Origin of the sequence: Paenibacillus tarimensis (assembly GCF_021532315.1) — a bacterium.
Lineage (GTDB): Bacteria > Bacillota > Bacilli > Paenibacillales > Paenibacillaceae > Paenibacillus_I > Paenibacillus_I tarimensis.
Window position 1 is genome coordinate 195063 of record NZ_JAKGAO010000012.1, and the last position, 17322, is coordinate 212384.

General features: G+C 49.6%; 18 protein-coding genes, 1 tRNA gene and 1 riboswitch. Of the genes, 6 read left to right on the top strand and 13 right to left on the bottom strand.

All coding sequences use genetic code 11. The features are described 5' to 3' along the window. Positions 1-8 precede the first annotated feature (8 nt). From L1N82_RS14050 to ggt, 4 genes are all read right to left on the bottom strand, one after another. Complete coding sequence (locus tag L1N82_RS14050; RefSeq protein WP_235288066.1) at positions 9-1331, bottom strand: 5'-deoxyadenosine deaminase; 1323 nt, start codon at positions 1329-1331, stop codon at positions 9-11. A 27-nt stretch (positions 1332-1358) separates the two neighbouring features. Next, positions 1359-2963 (bottom strand): PucR family transcriptional regulator, encoded by a 1605-nt coding sequence (locus L1N82_RS14055; RefSeq protein WP_235288067.1) that lies wholly within the window; start codon positions 2961-2963, stop codon positions 1359-1361. Between the two features lie 146 nt (positions 2964-3109). After that, on the bottom strand, positions 3110-3664 hold the full coding sequence (locus L1N82_RS14060) for a chromate transporter (protein WP_235288068.1): 555 nt from the start codon (positions 3662-3664) through the stop codon (positions 3110-3112). Positions 3665-3674: 10 nt separating this feature from the next. Beyond that, positions 3675-5270 carry a gamma-glutamyltransferase gene (ggt, locus tag L1N82_RS14065; protein WP_235288069.1) on the bottom strand — a complete coding sequence of 532 codons (1596 nt, stop codon included), beginning with the start codon at positions 5268-5270 and terminating at the stop codon, positions 3675-3677. 294 nt (positions 5271-5564) lie between these two features. Next, a riboswitch (cyclic di-GMP riboswitch) is annotated at positions 5565-5661 on the top strand. Between the two features lie 78 nt (positions 5662-5739). On the opposite strand from ggt, the gene L1N82_RS14070 reads away from it, so the two are divergent. Then, on the top strand, positions 5740-6186 hold the full coding sequence (locus L1N82_RS14070; RefSeq protein WP_235288070.1) for a chemotaxis protein CheX: 447 nt from the start codon (positions 5740-5742) through the stop codon (positions 6184-6186). A gap of 215 nt (positions 6187-6401) precedes the next feature. Next, complete coding sequence (locus L1N82_RS14075; RefSeq protein ID WP_235288071.1) at positions 6402-6836, top strand: hypothetical protein; 435 nt, start codon at positions 6402-6404, stop codon at positions 6834-6836. 98 nt (positions 6837-6934) lie between these two features. Here L1N82_RS14075 and ytxJ read toward each other — a convergent pair whose 3' ends face one another. The 3 genes from ytxJ to L1N82_RS14090 form a co-directional block, all read right to left on the bottom strand. Further along, positions 6935-7276, bottom strand: coding sequence for a bacillithiol system redox-active protein YtxJ (ytxJ, locus tag L1N82_RS14080; RefSeq protein WP_235288072.1), 342 nt, complete (start codon positions 7274-7276; stop codon positions 6935-6937). A 173-nt stretch (positions 7277-7449) separates the two neighbouring features. Next, positions 7450-7986: a DUF420 domain-containing protein gene (locus tag L1N82_RS14085; RefSeq protein ID WP_407946760.1), complete on the bottom strand. Its 537-nt coding sequence runs from the start codon at positions 7984-7986 to the stop codon at positions 7450-7452. 109 nt (positions 7987-8095) lie between these two features. Continuing rightward, on the bottom strand, positions 8096-9241 hold the full coding sequence (locus tag L1N82_RS14090; protein ID WP_235288074.1) for a metallophosphoesterase: 1146 nt from the start codon (positions 9239-9241) through the stop codon (positions 8096-8098). 310 nt (positions 9242-9551) lie between these two features. Here L1N82_RS14090 and L1N82_RS14095 point away from each other — a divergent pair, with 310 nt between their 5' ends. Next, the gene (locus L1N82_RS14095) at positions 9552-11003 is read left to right on the top strand and encodes a SulP family inorganic anion transporter (protein ID WP_235288075.1); all 1452 of its coding nucleotides are present in this window, start codon (positions 9552-9554) and stop codon (positions 11001-11003) included. A gap of 68 nt (positions 11004-11071) precedes the next feature. Here the strand turns inward: L1N82_RS14095 and L1N82_RS14100 are convergent, their stop codons facing one another. The 3 genes from L1N82_RS14100 to L1N82_RS14110 all read right to left on the bottom strand — a co-directional run bounded on the left by L1N82_RS14100 (position 11072) and on the right by L1N82_RS14110 (position 13069). Beyond that, positions 11072-11251 carry a hypothetical protein gene (locus L1N82_RS14100; protein WP_235288076.1) on the bottom strand — a complete coding sequence of 60 codons (180 nt, stop codon included), beginning with the start codon at positions 11249-11251 and terminating at the stop codon, positions 11072-11074. Positions 11252-11457: 206 nt separating this feature from the next. Continuing rightward, on the bottom strand, positions 11458-11970 hold the full coding sequence (locus L1N82_RS14105; protein WP_235288077.1) for a metallophosphoesterase family protein: 513 nt from the start codon (positions 11968-11970) through the stop codon (positions 11458-11460). A gap of 79 nt (positions 11971-12049) precedes the next feature. Continuing rightward, positions 12050-13069, bottom strand: a complete 1020-nt coding sequence (locus tag L1N82_RS14110) for a peptidylprolyl isomerase (RefSeq protein ID WP_235288078.1) — start codon at positions 13067-13069, stop codon at positions 12050-12052. A gap of 230 nt (positions 13070-13299) precedes the next feature. On the opposite strand from L1N82_RS14110, the gene L1N82_RS14115 reads away from it, so the two are divergent. Further along, a complete protein-coding gene (locus L1N82_RS14115) occupies positions 13300-13680 on the top strand; it encodes a PilZ domain-containing protein (protein ID WP_235288079.1) in 381 nt (126 codons plus the stop codon). A gap of 103 nt (positions 13681-13783) precedes the next feature. Here L1N82_RS14115 and L1N82_RS14120 read toward each other — a convergent pair whose 3' ends face one another. From L1N82_RS14120 to L1N82_RS14130, 3 genes are all read right to left on the bottom strand, one after another. Further along, a complete protein-coding gene (locus L1N82_RS14120; RefSeq protein ID WP_235288080.1) occupies positions 13784-14287 on the bottom strand; it encodes a hypothetical protein in 504 nt (167 codons plus the stop codon). A gap of 116 nt (positions 14288-14403) precedes the next feature. Then, on the bottom strand, positions 14404-15414 hold the full coding sequence (locus L1N82_RS14125) for a serine hydrolase domain-containing protein (RefSeq protein ID WP_235288081.1): 1011 nt from the start codon (positions 15412-15414) through the stop codon (positions 14404-14406). A gap of 83 nt (positions 15415-15497) precedes the next feature. Continuing rightward, the gene (locus tag L1N82_RS14130; protein ID WP_235288082.1) at positions 15498-16010 is read right to left on the bottom strand and encodes a DinB family protein; all 513 of its coding nucleotides are present in this window, start codon (positions 16008-16010) and stop codon (positions 15498-15500) included. 153 nt (positions 16011-16163) lie between these two features. On the opposite strand from L1N82_RS14130, the gene L1N82_RS14135 reads away from it, so the two are divergent. After that, positions 16164-16240, top strand: a tRNA-Asp gene (locus L1N82_RS14135). 67 nt (positions 16241-16307) lie between these two features. Next, positions 16308-17270 carry a tRNA glutamyl-Q(34) synthetase GluQRS gene (gene gluQRS / locus L1N82_RS14140; RefSeq protein WP_235288083.1) on the top strand — a complete coding sequence of 321 codons (963 nt, stop codon included), beginning with the start codon at positions 16308-16310 and terminating at the stop codon, positions 17268-17270. Positions 17271-17322: the final 52 nt, after the last annotated feature.

The window sequence follows — 17322 nt, forward strand, 5'->3', positions numbered from 1 at the left end:
CCTCCTTCTCATATTCGCTCAAGCAGCTGCTTAAGACTACGATCAGCTCCCTTGAGTACACTCGAACGCTCAATTGTCCGGATATTTCCGCCTTCCATAACCACTCGTCCGTCTATAATGACGGTATCGACATCTCCGCGGGTCGCCGCATATACAATTCTCGAATACCAATCTGCATCATAGGAGGGATAAACATGATAATCCTCCAGGTCCAGAAGCTGCAGATCCGCCAGCTTGCCAGCTTCCACACTGCCGATCCTGTCTTCCATCCCCAGTACCCTGGCCCCTCCCATGGTTGCCATGCGAAGCACCGTTCTCGCATTCATGACAGTAGGTCCATGCTTCACCTTCTGAATATAAGCGGTCAGCCGCATTTCCTGGAACATATCCAGATTATTGTTGCAGGGCGCTCCGTCAGCTCCAATACCTACCGGCACGCCCAAGCTCATGAGCTCCGGTATTTCCGCGATGCCCGAAGCAAGCTTCAGGTTAGAGCCGGGACAATGCGTAACCTTTACCCCGCGTTCACGGATGATACGCTTTTCCTCGTCGTTTAGCCATATGCTGTGCGCCAGAATCAAGTCAGGACTTGCTAGGCCGATATGATCGAGATAGACCACATTCCGCATCCCCCTCTCGGCCTCAACAATCGCAATCTCTCCCCTGTTCTCCGAAGCGTGCGTATGAACCTTCACCCCGTACTGCCTGGATAAATCCCTAACCCCCATCAGCAGCTCTTCCGTACAAGACACCACAAACCTCGGGCAAAAGGCATACTCTATGCGACCGCCTTCCGCACCATGCCACTTCTCAAGCAGCTCAACACTTTCCTTTAAGGATTGCTGCGTGTTCTCCTGAAGAGCTGGCGGCACCTCCGATCCATGATCCATCATCACCTTGCCCGACAGAGCGCGGATCCCTCCCTCTGCAATTGCCTGGAATGCCGCCTCCGTGTGATGGACAGTCTCCATATCCAATATTGTGGTGGTCCCGCTGCGAATAAGCTCGCCTATACCGAGAAGCGCTGAATAATAAACGGATTCTTCGTTATGTGCCGCCTCAAGCGGCCATACGCGTTCACGAAGCCAGTCAATCAGCTCCAGGTCATCCGCGCGCCCGCGAAACAACGTTTGACAGAGATGAATATGCGTTTGCACAAATCCGGGTAACAGCACCCTGCCCCCGGCTTCTATAATCCGGTCTGCCGTTGCAGCCAAGTCACTGCCGATCTTGGCAATTTTATTCCCTTCTATGAGCACATCCCCGCGGATAATCTCATCCTGCTCGTTCATTGTAACGATAACTGCGTCCCTTATAAGCAGCGTCCCCATATGCGAACCTCCCGATATTTCCCGCCTTTACCGGGTACAGCCAGAAAGCCGTTCCCTGGCAAGTATTCTTCGGAACATGAATGCGATCTTGAGCCTGAGCAAGTCATTCACTCTCTTGAAATCCACATCCAGCAGTTCCCCAAGCTTCTCAATCCGGTATGTTGCAGTGTTGCGGTGAATGTACAGCTTCTTGGCCGTCTCGTTCAACTGACCATCACATTCGAGATAGGTTTCCAGCGTACGCAGCATCTCCTGTGCATAATCCGGGTCCTTCCCGAGAAGACCGCCAAGCCACCTTTCACAAAACATCTGCATCCGCTCCAACGGCACTCGCTCAAACACATAACCAAGATCCATTGTGTCATACTTAACAATACGCTCTTCTATACCCCAGTCCACAGACAATCTGCGGCATTCCAGACACTCCTCATAAGCCTCCAGCAGACCGGCCGCCGTCTTCCTGCGCCCGCTTACCACAGAGCGAAGCCCCGCTTCTCTCACTGGCTTCTTTCCTGCAAAACACGCCTCCAGCGCTTCTCCGATTCTTTCACCACCAGCCGTTCCGGTGTCCGGGAACAGGGACAGAACCCCCTCATCCAGTACAATATGGATTCCCTTCAGCTGTTGAACACGTGTATGAGCTAGCAAATCAAGCTTCAGCTCCTCCAGCCGTCCTGCACGCTCCACAGGGTTATCGACATGGCCGCAGTCCGTGAGAACGCACCGGTAAGGCTGAGCAAATATATCCAGCTCCCATCTCTCCGCATACTCCTGCAGCGTTTCAACAGGAAGACCATTCTTGATACAGCGCTTTACCAGCAATCCAAAGTCCCGTTGAACGGACATCTCGAAATAATCCTCATAATTTACATTCATATGAAAGGCGATCAGCTCAGCCGCTTGCATATATAGACTTTCTTCAATCGTCGTGTGGAACGGCCCGGAATTGAAGAACAGCACGAAGCCGGTGCACTGCGATTGTCTCATCAGCGGAACCCGGAATGCCTGCCAGCCGCCGTGCTTCATCCATTGGTGGCTCAGCGACCAAGGCCTTTTATCGAGCAGCGCCTCATCGGCAATCCCCGATGTGTTGTACAGCATCTGTCCGCGGGATCCAATCACCGCCATCCTATCACCCACAACCTCCTCGACCGCTTCAAACAAGTCTCTGATATGGTCAAAATGTAAAGCAAACCGCATCAGCCTGACTTGCTTATCCAGCAGCAGCTGCAGCGCGCCTGTGCTCCGCTTCATCTCTTCACGGAATAAACCGTTCATCTGGTCAGAGAATGTGAATTGGTAGGGGAGTTCTATTAGGGGAAAGCCCAGGTCATCAGCTATCGCAATCAGCTCAGAAGGAACACTCTCCCAGAACCGGCCAAGCTTGATCCCAAGTGCTGCGGATCCGCATTGATTCAGCTTGGATAGAAGCTGTGCCGCATCGGAAGGGCGGTCTTTAATAAGATAGGCCGTGGTAAAGAGCATCTCCCCCTCTTTGACCCAATCTGTAATATCCGGCGCATCCATCACATTCACCGCTTTAACAATGCGGTTCTTCCCCGCCTCTCCCGCGATCAGCTTTCCTTCTGATAACGGATATACATTCATGGCCTGCTCGACTGTCATATTCATGGCGTTCCCTCCGGTGAATGACGGACTTCACTGTCCGCATCGCTTGTGTGTTAGATTACCTAACATTGTAAATCCGAAATATTCAGAAATCAATGCCGATGTTAGATAATATAACAATTAACAAGCGATCATTCATTAAAGCTGCGTCAGCCTCCCCTCATGAACAGAGCCCCTACAATAAGGGCAGCGACGATTCCCCATACAGCATTAATCTGATAATAATGAACCAGTACAAAGAAGCCCGCTGCGATAACCAGCGGCAGGAAAGGCACCGGTCCTGCAATCGGCTGAACCGCATATTTCACAAAATCATAAGCCAGCATAGCCATCATCACAAAGATAACCGGTTGTATTCCCCGGATCATTCCCCTGATTAGAGGGTTATTCGAGAGCTTCAGCATCACACCCGCTAGCAGGATCATTATGATAGCTGTAGGCAGGACGACAGCTGTCAATGCAACAGCCGAACCGGCATAGCCTGCCACCTTAAACCCTATATAAGCCGCAAGCTTGGTCGCTATCGGTCCCGGGAGAGCATTGCCGAAAGCAAGCGCTTTACCAAACTCTTCCGTATCCATCCACTCATAACGCGTCACTACCTGATGCTCGTACAGCGGTATAATAGCAGGGCCTCCTCCGTATCCAAGCATCGTTGCCGTGCCGAAGGCCAAAAACAAATCCCAGAGCTTCAATCCGCTCACTCCTCCCTCTCTACCAGCCTATTACTGATCCGTCTCCCCTGGGATCCGCCGCTCCACTGATAACACCGTCCCGGCTGATGCTGATCGCCTGTGCCTGCCCCATTGCCCCATCCCATTCGCGAAGCACTTCAACCTGATGCCCGATGCCGCTTAGCTCAGCGGCCGTTTCTCTGCCGCATCTTCCTTCCAGCTTCAGCGTGTCGCTGTCCTCTCCCCAGGTCCTTCCGTAAACCCATCGCGGCAGCGACACCGCTTCTTGGGCCGTCAATCCGTAGTCGATGACGCCAGTCAGCACCGACAGCTGGGTCTGCGGCTGCCCTTCACCCCCTTGCGTTCCCAGAAGAAGGCATGGGCGCCCTTGTTCCGCAACCATCCCAGGCATGAGCGTATGGAAACAGCGTTTGTTCGGCTCCAAAATATTCGGAGAGGCTGGCTTGAGTGAGAAATAAGAGCCTCTGTTTTGCATGATAATACCGGTATCGCCTGCCATGTAAGCCGAACCGAAATCAAAATATAAGCTCTGGATGAACGAAACAGCGTTTCCTTCATCATCCACCACAGCCGCATAGGCCGTGTCCTGGCCGCTCGCTTGAGAGAGGAACGGGTCTGCTTGCGGCGGCAGCAGGCGCACCTTCTTCCACAGCTGCTCAGCATATTCTCTGGACAGCAGCCTCTCGAGCGGAATCTCGCGGAAATCGGGGTCCGTCAAGTAAGCGTCCCGGTCATAGAACGCCTTCTTTATCACTTCAGTCATCACATGATAAAAGGCAGCTGAGCGGCGGGGGATCTGTGCCAGCTCGGTATTTTCAAGCATATTCAGCATCATGAGCAAACTGAAGCCCTGAGAGTTCGGCGGCATCTGATAGACTGTCCTGCCACGGTATACAGTGCTTATCGGCTTCACCCATTCACCCCGATGACCCCGAAAATCCTCCTCCGTCAACAGACCGCCATCCCGCCCCAAGGCACTTATAATCCGCTCCATGAGCTCCCCTTCGTAAAACGCCCTCCCTCCCTCTCGTTGGATATACCGCAGCGACTGGGCAAGCCCCTTCTGCAGCAGGTGCTCGGATGCCTGAATAATTCGTCCTTCCTTCGAATAGATTGTTCTCATATTACTGTCTGAGAGAATAAGACCCTCATCCTTCCTTAGCCATTCCGCCAAATTTTCAGAAACCGGAAATCCGTCCTCTGCGTACCGGATTGCAGGCTCGAGCACCCCCTCCCAAGGCAGCTTTCCGTAGCGGGACCATATTTCCCACCATGAATCCGCCATTCCGGGCACGGTAACAACACTCTCGATTCCCCGCATGGGGATCCGGCTCATCCCTCTGTCTGTATACCAATCCGGGACTGCCTTCCTCCCGGACCGTCCGCTTCCATTAAAACCGGTATACTCCCCCGTGGAAGCTTCATACATGAGGAAGAATGAATCGCCGCCCAGTCCAGTCATATGAGGATATACAACACCAAGCGCTGCACTGACCGCGATGGAAGCATCAAATGCGTTTCCTCCCTTATGGAGAATAGAGGCGCCTACTGCGCTGGCTATATAATGAGGGGCAGCCACCATCGCCTGCCGCACCTGGGGCATTCTGTTCTGCATTCCATACTCCTCCTTAGACAATAAGCCAAATGCTCCTATGCTCCTACACGTTACATCCTTATTGGAGTGCCCTCATTGTAGAGCCGTTCAAAAGGGGGATCAACAAGACTACGCTGTTTTTGGTATTTTAGCTAAGAGATTGTCACGACATTGTTAATGGCGCACGACTACCTATGTATCAAGGCGTACGGGATAATTTTACAAAATTATCAATGACATTTGTCGTATCCTTGTGTTAAGATGAGGTATAAAGAACTATTTTGATGGGACTTTTGCTGCAAATGAATATATCAGCAACGATAATCGCAAACCAGTCGAAAGTCTGGGACGCAAAGCTACGGGCCTAACGGAGAAGAATTGCACCAGCTCCCAGGGTCGCCGGGCTGCCGAATTGCGGGAGCGCACCGTCAACAAGCCGCACCGGAAATGGCCAGCGGCTTTTATATTTTCTCACTTGGAGGCTTTGCACATGAATGCACAATACATTAATCCATTCCTGGCGTCTTCTGTTCACGTCATTGAGACGATGATTCAGGTTAAACCTTCCGTCGGACAAGTCGTGCTGAAACCTATTCAAGGCAGCGAGTTTCTGATGCTCAGGATTGGCATTATCGGTCAGATCAAAGGAGATGTGGTGTTTTGCTTTCCACAGGATGTAGCGATGAAGATCGTATCTTCCATGATGGGGGGCTATCCGGTTTCTGAGCTGGATGACATGTGCATGAGCGCGATTGCGGAGCTCGGTAATATGATCAGCGGCAACGCAAGCACCATGCTGTCCAACGAAGGAATTGCTGTCGATATAACACCGCCGGATATCGTTCAGGCTGACTCTGCTTTCCACAAGATGGAGGCCTTAACCGTACCTTTAGTACTCAACGACATCGGTGAGTTCGATATTTATATGATCGCCTGATCTAAGCTGGCGATAAGACAAGCGTGCTGCCAAACAGTACGCTCTTTTTGTTACCATATTATTGTACACGGAACTCTTTAGTGGTATATTGTGTAGGGTCTACCCAAATATCCCGTTAGTTAAACAGTTCAATCAGCAACTTTCTGGCCGTGAGTAAGTGTCAACTACTATAAAGACATCTAGAAACGGGGAATGACATGTTAAGCGAAGTATCGATGAGCCGTATTACAGCGCTTATCAAGCTGTCGGGAAGCAGCGTAAGATTAAACGTCGAGAATTATTTTCCGGATAATCGCAATGTGGGCGGTAAATACAAGATGAGCGACCATTCGATTACCTTGTATCTGAAGGAAATTGAGGAACAATGCAGCAGCCTTCTCGGCTCTCTTGAACAGCTTGATGAATACATCACCATTATATTCGCTCATGAGCTTGGTCACGCGGAGGACCATGAGCTCACGGAGCTTTCGGACCGGCTCGATTCTGCCTTCAGCGAGATGGAGCATAACTTAATTGCCTTACGCATCGAAGAAAACGCCTGGCGGTATGCAAGAGAGATTCTCGGTCTTGCAGCTGGACAGCTATTTGATACGATTGTGGAGCATTCCCTGCAAGCGTATCGGCTGTCTGTACAAGCTGATATTGCTTAACATATATGACCACATAGGCTGTTCCCTGATTGATCACTCGACAGGGAACAGCTTTTTTTCATTAGTGTTAGGCTTAAACGCTGTGCGCCTCTGCCGGATTAGTCGAGTACCGCGGTAATATGCTTGTTGGTAACTGACCAGTGGGACGTATTCCAGACCGATTTTCCATCCTTGAACAGAATGATTTGCGGTGAGGCATGCGTCACACCAAGATCCTCGGCTACCTGATTTGAAACAGGACGAGATTCGATAACCTTAACTAAATAATAATCCGTATTTGCGTTCGGATTTCCCGCCAAATAGCTTTCATACTCCTCCAGTGCACTGGTGCTAACCGGACAGCGGGTACTGTGCTTCAACAGAAGTACCTGACGCTCGGCAGATTGTTGCTTCAACTGCTCCCATTCATCAAGCGTCGTAATTTCCTTCCATTCTGCCACCATGCATCATCCTTCCTTTTTCTATAGGTTCTGCAATCCTATTGTATGTCATTTTATTCCCCGCTTCAAATTTCTGCGTAACGTCTGCCATAAAAGATAACAGCGCTCATTTTCGCAAAGGTAAACCCTTTTGCAAAAATGAACGCTGTCAGCTTCTTATCTCATTACAGAACTTAATAATAAGGAGAGATCAACAGATACACAATAACCCCGGTACAGCTGACATACAGCCAAACGGGCATTGTCCAGCGGCTAATCTTGCGGTGCTTGCTAATATTGTTTGTATAGCCCCATACGATGGACAAAAGAGCAAGCGGCACGTTAATGATAGCCAGCAGGATATGGGTAACCAGAATGAAGAAATACACATAGCGCATCACTTCACTGCCGCCAAACTTCGTTGGTTCTGTCAGGAAATGATAGATAACATAACAGATCAGGAATAGAGCAGTCGTTGTAAAGGCCGCAAGTATAAAGGTTCTATGCACCGCTATATTGCGTCGTTTAATAGCTGCAAGAGCGATAATAAGAAAGGTAAACGTGAAGCAATTATAAATCGCATTCAGCAGCGGAAGAATAGTTACGTCAAATCCAACCTCGCCTTCGTAACCCGGCAGGAAGAACAGTACCGTAATAATCCCGACCAGTATAATCGAAAATCCGAATATGGTCAGAACCCAATTGCGTTCCTTTTGCTTGTCCAATATGATCCCCCCAACCATGATTCAGCAATCCTCTATCTAGATTAGTCATTTTTGATCGCTTGCACAACCGGTTTTGACATACGGTTTGTCACAATATTTCGAACGATTCATTCAATCAGCCGGAAAATTTCAAGGTAATGGAGATAATTTCTGACCGGCTTGCCAGGCGGACCGGAGGTCCCCACGTTCCAAAGCCTGATGATACGATCACATGCATGTTCTCCTTCATCATATATCCCCAATCAAGCTCAAAGAGCCGTTTGGTAATCAGATGATTGGGCGCAAACTGTCCGCGGTGCGTGTGTCCGCAAAGCAGCAGGTCCGCTCCCGCAGCTGCAGCCTTGTTGAAGGCATATGGCTGGTGATCCATAAGCAGTACAGGTTTCGTTTTGTCGATCTCAGCCAGCAGCTGTTCCACAGTCTTGCGCCCGTCCGGCTCCGCGCTTTCCGCCGTCTTATCCTTGCGTCCTGCGATATGGAACCATCCATCCACGGTCACCGTCTCATCACGCAGCACACGAATTCCAATATCCCCCATACGCTTCACATATTCATCGGCATGGCCGCCGTAATATTCATGGTTGCCAAGAATAGCATAGGCACCATATCGGGCTGCAGCCTGCAGCTTGCACATTGTATCTGCCATACGGTTGCGGACAAAAGGCTCGATGACATCGTCGATAATATCGCCTGGCAGAAGAATAAGATCGGGATGGATCCGCTCGGCTGCCTTTACCAGCTTGGACAAATGCCGGTTCCCGACCACATTGCCTAAATGGATGTCTGAAGCCATAACGATGGTAAGCTGCTGCGCTCCTTCAGACTTCTTTGGTATGGACAGCTCATAATTTCTGACAACAGGCCGGGTTGCGTTCCACCAGCCCCGGGCGAGCAGCAGCATTAATATGCCGACTATCGACCACCCGGCGGCTTTAATGTATGTAACTTTGTCTAAACCCCAATGCGCTGCCGCAAGGTATCCAAGATTAGTTAGCGGGAGAAGCAGCACAGCGAATTCCAGTATGGCGAAATAGAACGACCCAATCACCTTTAACAGCCTGGCTGCCGGTCCTTTTATAATGCCAGAGCGGCCAATCAGGTAAGCTGTTGCAAATAACCAGTACATAATCCAAAACATCCATATCGGAAAGCCGTGAGCAGCCACTTCCAGAAAAGCACTGCCGTTCCACCCGATGTAATAATTAATTCCTACAAAAGCAAGAAACAATAAAACAACCAGAAAGAACTGCTTTCGTCTCATCTGCACCAGCTGCTCCTCTAAAGTGATATTGTATACTCCTTTAATGATGAAATAAGTTTAACACAGCCGTTTGACTCTCTGCATCTTTCATCATAGACTGTGAAACTTAATAAATAACGAAGATATCCGGAGATATTTTAAGAAAACCATCTGTTATACTGGGATTAGTGACTTTTTTGACCACTAGAGTTGTCGGCCAACTTCCTGTATAATGCCGTTTAGCACACATCGGCCCCGACTTTCCTGAGAGTGGAAAGTCACTTATCAGCGGTATATTACATTAGCAAGAACAACAAGGAGGAACTTATTCGTGTTTCAACAACTTCATAAGCATTGGTTTACCAATACCCGCGGGGATATTCTGTCGGGTATTACCGTCGCGCTTGCCCTTATTCCAGAAGCAATCGCATTCTCGATCATCGCTGGTGTCAATCCGATGGTCGGACTGTATGCATCCTTCTGTATCGCTGTCGTGATTGCATTTACCGGCGGGCGTCCAGGGATGATTTCGGCCGCCACTGGTGCCATGGCCCTGCTAATGGTGACACTTGTCAGGGAGCACGGTGTGGAATACCTGTTTGCCGCCACCATCCTGACCGGTGTGATTCAGGTTATATTAGGCTGGTTAAAGCTTGGAAAAATCGTAACATTCATTCCCCATTCTGTTATTACCGGTTTTGTTAATGCGCTCGCCATTCTGATTTTCATGGCTCAGCTTACCCACTTTGAAGGCCAGGGCTGGGTTATGTACGGTCTGGTCGCGCTCACGCTTGCGATTATCTATATCCTTCCACGGTTTACGAAGGCCATACCTTCTGCGCTCGCAGCGATTATCGCGGTATCCATTATCGTGATCGCGATGGGACTTAATGTGAATACGGTCGGCAACATGGGAGATTTGTCCAATCTGCCGCCAGTCTTCCATATCCCGGCTGTTCTGTGGACATGGGAGACGCTCGTCATTATTTTTCCATACGCGCTTTCACTAGCGATCGTCGGTATACTGGAGTCTCTGCTTACTGCCACAATAGTAGATGAGATGACCGATACCGGCAGTGACAAGAATCGTGAAATTAAAGGCCAGGGCATCGCTAACTTTATTACCGGCTTCTTCGGCGGCATGGCTGGCTGTGCAATGATTGGACAATCCGTTATTAATGTTAAATCTGGAGGACGAACACGCCTTTCAACACTTGTAGCAGGTGTATTCCTTCTGTTCTTGATCATGGTACTGGGGGATGTAGTTAAACAAATTCCGATGGCTGCACTCGTTGGCGTTATGTTCATGGTATCCATCGGAACCTTTGACTGGCAATCCCTTACTAGCATGCGGAGAATACCAGTAGCCGATTCGCTCGTTATGGTCGTTACAGTAGCCATAGTAGTAGCCACACATGACTTATCCAAGGGTGTTATTGCCGGTGTCATTCTAAGTGCCCTCATCTTCGCATGGAGAAGCGCCAAGATCCACAGTTCCCGGGTCATTCAAGCCAATGGGGCCGCAAGATACACCATTACCGGCCAGCTCTTCTTCGGTACGATGATGAAGTTCGCCGAGCTGTTTGACTACAGCGACGATCCGGAGTATATCGTCCTGGATTTCACTCACTCTCATGTTTGGGATCATTCAGCTGTGACTGCGATCGCCAAGGTAATTGCCAAATATAAGGATAACGGCAAGACGGTAACAATCGAAGGGCTTAACAAGGAGAGCCAGAATCTCATCGATAAGATCGGTTTGCATTCGACAGGCTCTCACTAAACTAAATAAAGCAGGCGGCTGGAATGCTAATCGACATTCCAGCCGCCTGTTTATTTTATGTTCTTTCTTCAGGAAGTTCTTCTTCTCATCCGCGTCTGTAATTCCTCCAGCCACCCGGCAATTTGACTAACCGCTTTATGCAGCCTCCTGTTCCAGAAAATCAAGTCAGATTTTATTTCCAAGACTGTCTGCGTTTTCTCCGCTTCCCAAGAATTCAACGCCTGTTTGCGATATTTCGTTTCGTTCATTAGCTGCGCACCTCCACAAGAGACACATAATGTAAGCGCATTCTTTACAATTTTATTATAATCAACTTGTATCCGTTTTGATACAAGAATTTTCAGTTATTTCCGAAAACAATGTGATCGAGCGCTAACTGACCTGGATCATTATACGCAAAAAGAACACATCCGCCTCTTACGCCCACGAATGTGCTTTCTGCAGCTCCCCGTCCTTAGAGCTTGGAATCATAATAAATATGCCTGAAGTTAAGAATCCTTGATCCTGCACAGTCCCTTGTTTCGAGTACGCCAAATGAAAATCGGGACTGCTTTCGCTTATCTGTCGGAGAGCCCGGATTAAACAGGTGTACCCCGTTCTTAATGTCATGAAGAGGAATATGAGAATGACCGAAGATAATGGCATCCACGTTATCTTCCGCGAAGGCGGCGCAAGCCCGGGAAGCCGTGGAACCCTTAGTCCCATCGCCATGAACCACGCCTAACCGGAATCCATCTGCCTCTACAGTGCTCCTCGATGGATACCGCATGAAAATATCGTGACCATCGTTATTCCCCTTCACACCTTTGACAGGGGCATACGCCTCCAGCATCTCAACAACCTCAAGCGAGCACCAATCCCCTGTATGTATGATCAGCTCCGCAACCCGAAGCTCATCAATCAGGCGCGAGGGCAGCTGCTTGGCGCTTCTTGGCATATGCGTATCGCCCGTTATCACAATCTTCATCCGTTCCACCCCCTTAATTAAAGAAGAGAACCCCCTGCACGCTGGGGATTCTCTTTTTTATTAGCTATCGCGCTATTAATCAGTGAGCCGCTTCAGTGTCACCCTCGGCTGCAGCTGCATCCTCAGTTGAATTCAAATGATTCACGATCTTGGCATTTGCTTGGAGATTAGAGTACCACTCGTTCGTTAAAACGGAAAGCTGCTCGGTTTCTAGCTGCTCCCGAATCTGTTCCTTGTTTTCCTCCAGTGTCGCTTCCTTAGGCTGCTGATGATCGGTTACATGGATGATATGATAACCGTAGCTTGATTGGGCAATATCCATAGAGCCAACCGGCAGATTAAAAGCCGTTTCTTCAAAGCCCGGGTCCATCATGCCTCTAGGGAAATAATCCAAATCGCCGCCCTGCCGGGCAGAGTTCGTATCCAAGGAATGCTCGACTGCAAGAGATGCGAAGTCAGCTCCGCCTTCCAGCTGAGCCAGCAGATCATCTGCTTCTTCCCTGGTCTCAACCAGGATATGGGAAGCCTTCACACGTTCAGGCAGATCATAGGAAGACTTATTTGCCTCAAAATGTTCCTCAACCTGAGCATCTGTCACCTGCACCTTTGCAGACAGCATATTATCGATCTTCACCTGGGTTTCAATCTGCTTCTTAAGAGCTTCCAGTGTCAGATTGTTCTGTTCGAGTGCCAGTTGAAAATCTTCTTCCGTCGGAAAGTTCTGCTTAATCTTATCTAGCTCGGCATTAATCTCATCTTCAGAAGCCGTAACACCCGCTCCTTCCAGATCCTGACGAATAAGCTCCTCACTGATCATATTGTCAAGCAGAGCCCTTGTAGTCTCCTGCTCCACCAGCTTGTCATACAGATCCTGCTTGCTTATAGCCACACCGTTAACCGTTGCGACTACTGCTGACTTTTCCTCTGCACTGCTGGCAAATGGCGGCTGGACGATGGCTCCTACCAGCATGACAGCCAGTACATAGGATAAAATCATACCACCGCTGGGCCCTTTCTTGTTCCCCTTACCCTTAACTTCCCCCCCGGAAGCCTGTATATTTGCCAATTCTTCTGTACTTCCTTGCAGCTTGTCCGTCATTGTGTTATCGTTACCCCTTTCATCTATGCCCAATCTATTTTACACTTTACCATGAATTAGAGCATTTTTCCTTAATAAAAGCTGAAATTCAGATAAAATCCGTTTAACCTTCAGAACAATCTTGCCACAGCGGCATTCGATCATCCTCACTAGAGCCTGCTAAATCTTAAATTGTCAAGGTGACCATTACCTAGTATACTATTAGTTATATATTACTATTGGAGGTAGGCATGACAGCTAGTCGCAGACAAGAGCCTTTTCGCTACCAGTTCACTACACCAGAGAGCTGCCTGTTCCAAATTAGTGAAATCAACGGTAAAGTTATTGAATCCAGACATGCACGAGCGGATTTAATCGATATTCATAAGAGCGGCTGCAAGCTGGCAGCTCAGCTGGATCTGCGCGTCGAGATTAATCACGTGAAGCTGATGATTGATTTTCCGTTTTCTGAGGAAGGGCCATTGCTCGTATCCGGTGATGTTCGTTGGCAGCTGCAAGAACAGGATCGGTATTTATACGGCGTCCAGTTTAGTGCAGACGCCGAGCTTAAGGAACGTATTAAGGCTGAGCTCCGCAAGCTTGCCGGCTCGAAGAAAATCCATGCAGTGTAACATTCTTGCAGATAACAAATAAGTATTTCAGCATTAAACAAGGCTGTCTCAGACCGGGAACCCTCCGGTAATTGAGACAGCCTTATCTGTTGAGTATGCTGTTCTAAGGCAGATACTGCTGGACAATTCTCACTGCTTTACCATTTCGGAACGTGATATGGTACGGGTAATCCTTCAAACTCCAAGCCTCATCTGATTCCAGAATGCTGGCAAATTTCTCACCCGTAACGGCTTCATTCCAGACGATATCCGCTTCTTCGATTTTGCCAGTACGGTTATAGATCTGCATAAGGAATGCTGCGTTATCCGCTACCTCAAATGTAACGCTGCCTTCACCAGTTTCCACAATATAATAACCGTTTACGGCTTCGGTCATCTCGGGATCCTGTTCGATCTCCCGGAACTTCGCATCTGCTTCCTCGCCCTCATACCATTCAATCCGCTCCGCAGTTATCAGCATGCGTCCGCCAGCTTCACGATTGACCTTATGAATATAGTAGGTTTGCGTATGCTCGTCCGGAACGTTATCACCCTGATTAGCGTCTACAGCACTGAATTGCAGGAAACTAAGAACCATAACGCCGAGCAGCAGAACCATCTTTTTCATGTCCAATCACCCTTTGCCCTTCTGTCTTATCTTTGCCTCAGAAGACTACCGCCTGCGAGCCCACTTCATTTGCTGCGTCTGTACGGATGTGTTTTCTTCTATACTTATATGACGATTCACCCTTCAATAATGTTGCAGGTTTTGCCCGTTAACGAAGAAAAAATATATTCGTGCAGAATCCGCCTGGAGAGGATCGCCTTATTGCGTCCCGCAAGATTTTTACGCAGCACCACAACGGTATTATATTCAGGCACAACCGCCATGTACTGCCCGCCATACCCAAAAGCAAAATAATAGGCCGGCACTTCTTCCGGCTGCTCAGCGGACACCCACCAATGATAGCCATAGTTACCGTAGATGGAGGGCCGATAGTTGACCAATCCCTTGGAATGAGGTCTTGTTGACTCATTAATCCAGCCAGCGGACAGCAGACGACTACCTTCCCAGACGCCTTGATTAACATACAGAATTCCCAGCTTGGCCAGATCCTCAGCTGTCAGGTACAAGCCTGCACCACCTTCCTGAATGCCGTGCTGCCCTCCCCATCTAAGGCGCCTGATGCCTAGTGGGCCAAACAGCTTCTCTCTCGCGTACGCAAGCGTACTCCTCCCGGTCGCTCTGGTTAAGACAACAGATAATAAATGAGAGCCTCCTGAGTTATAAGTAAATACTTCACCAGGATTATGAACCAAAGGCCGGTTCAGAACATATTGAACCCAATCGTCTGCCTTCTTCATCTCTTTATACGGTTTATCAAAATCAGGCCAGTCATAACCGGGAGTCATCGTCAGCAGCTGTTTAATTGTAACCGGATGTCCGTCAAAGCTGTTCGGCAGATTCAAATATTCAACGGCCCTGTCATCGACACTGCGGATACGGCCTTCATCCAGCGCAATGCCAATTAAGGCCGATAAAACGCTCTTCGTACAGGAATAGACAGACCCGATACGATCCGCTCCCTGCTCATGCCACTCCCATACCTTGCGTCCATCCTTCATAATCAGCACCGAACGCATGCCGTACTGCCTGGCTGTATCATTCATCTCATTAAGCTTGTCCGTGTCCAAACCGTGAACAGCCGCCTCGGCTTCTCCGCTGGAGCTTCCGGCCGTATGGGATTTTATCATGTTTCCTCCTGATGAATTGCATGGTTATTAACAGTATACCCCATTTTCAGCTCTACTGAATCTATATAACGGCTGGGAGACTGTTATCGTTGTCTCGATCGGGTTTGCACTCTGGATCTGCCCAGCCTTTGCGGGTCAGTCAGCAGCTGTGACATATCCACCGGGTCGTAGCCCAGCTGTCTTGCCCAGATGGAAAGCTGTCCTAGATGATACGTTTCATGCGAGGCTACATAACGAATGGCATAGCCGCATGTCGTCTCGATCTGTCTGCCGTCTGCTCCAAACAGGGAGAACGTCTCCAGATCCTTCTCGGGGCTCCATGCTGTTACTACATCCTCGATAAATGGCCTGCAGCGATCCGACAATGCCATGATGGCATCCAGATCCGAATAATCTTCATACTGAAAATGATGCTCAGCCCGCCCGGCAAAGCTTCGCATCCAGCTTTGTTCCATATCGATAATATGAAACAATGTCTGAAGAATGGATCCGTGACCGCCCTCCCGCACAGCTGCCAGCTCAATCTGTGGAACGTTCTCACACCAGACGAACCAGCCGTCACGAAGCTGCCAATTCATACGGAACAGCTTATCCATACATGACCTCCTCTCCATCTTTACCATATCCTGAATCAGGTTCTCTACTTTATTTATAATCGGTTTCCCGGTGATTTAACCTTATGGCCTATATTAATCTACGATAAAACCGTTGCGCTTGCTTATCCGTCATGTTATCATTGCCAAGTGCAAGGAGCTGTGGTGTAGAGGCCTAACATGCCTGCCTGTCACGCAGGAGACCGCGGGTTCGAATCCCGTCAGCTCCGCCACTTACATAACTCGAACCGTAATGAGCAGGGATGCTTCCCTGCTCTTTTTCTACAGGGGTGATACTCAATGCCGCGCGGGCGATTTGCTCCGACACCATCTGGTGAAATGCATATTGGCAATGCCCGGACTGCACTTCTCGCTTGGCTGCAGATACGAAGTGCCGACGGACAGTTTATTATACGTATGGAGGATATTGACAGGCCGCGTTCTAAGCCGGCGCTCGCCAGGCAAATACTGGAGGACCTTCGCTGGCTCGGCCTGGATTGGGACGAGGGACCGGATATTGGCGGTCCCTATGGGCCTTACACACAATCCCAACGCCTTGAACTGTATGAGCAAGCAGCAGCCAAGCTCCAGGCTCAGGGACTCCTTTATCCCTGTTATTGCAGCCGAGCAGAGCTTAATGCCATAGCTAGAGCTCCTCACGGACTGTCTTCTGAAGGGCCAGTCTACCCGGGGATTTGCCGCGGGCTGACAGATGATGAACGAGCAGCCAAGGCAGCTAGAAAGTCGCCGTCTCTTCGTTTCACTATTCCTGATCGTCCTATAAGCTATAAGGATCAGGCTGCTGGCCTGCAGTCCTTCAGCGCCGGCTCAGGAGGAGATTTCATTATCAAAAGGGCGGACGGAATATTCAGCTACCAGCTGGCCGTTGTTATGGATGATGCTGCCATGCAGATCACCGATGTCCTCAGAGGCTCTGACCTGCTCGATTCCACGCCCAGACAGCTTCTGCTGTATGAGGCCCTCGGATATCAGCCGCCCAGCTTCACGCATGTTCCGCTGCTGGTTGAACCGGATGGCAGCCGGCTTGCCAAGCGCAGCGGAGCCCTCTCTCTGAGAGCGCTCAGAGAGGCGGGAGTGCTTCCCGAACATATCATAGGGGCATTAGCCAGCATTAGCGGGCTGCACGACCGGGTTGAGCCGATTCATGCCCGAGAGCTAATCAGGTCGTTTCGTGTATCCAAAATCCCAGACAAGCCTGTCACCGTGGACTCCGATTGGCTGGAGAAGCTTCAGCAGCGATAAACTGCTCTACAAGAGGCTGTCCAACCTAAAGGGGCCATTCCGGCAAGTCCTG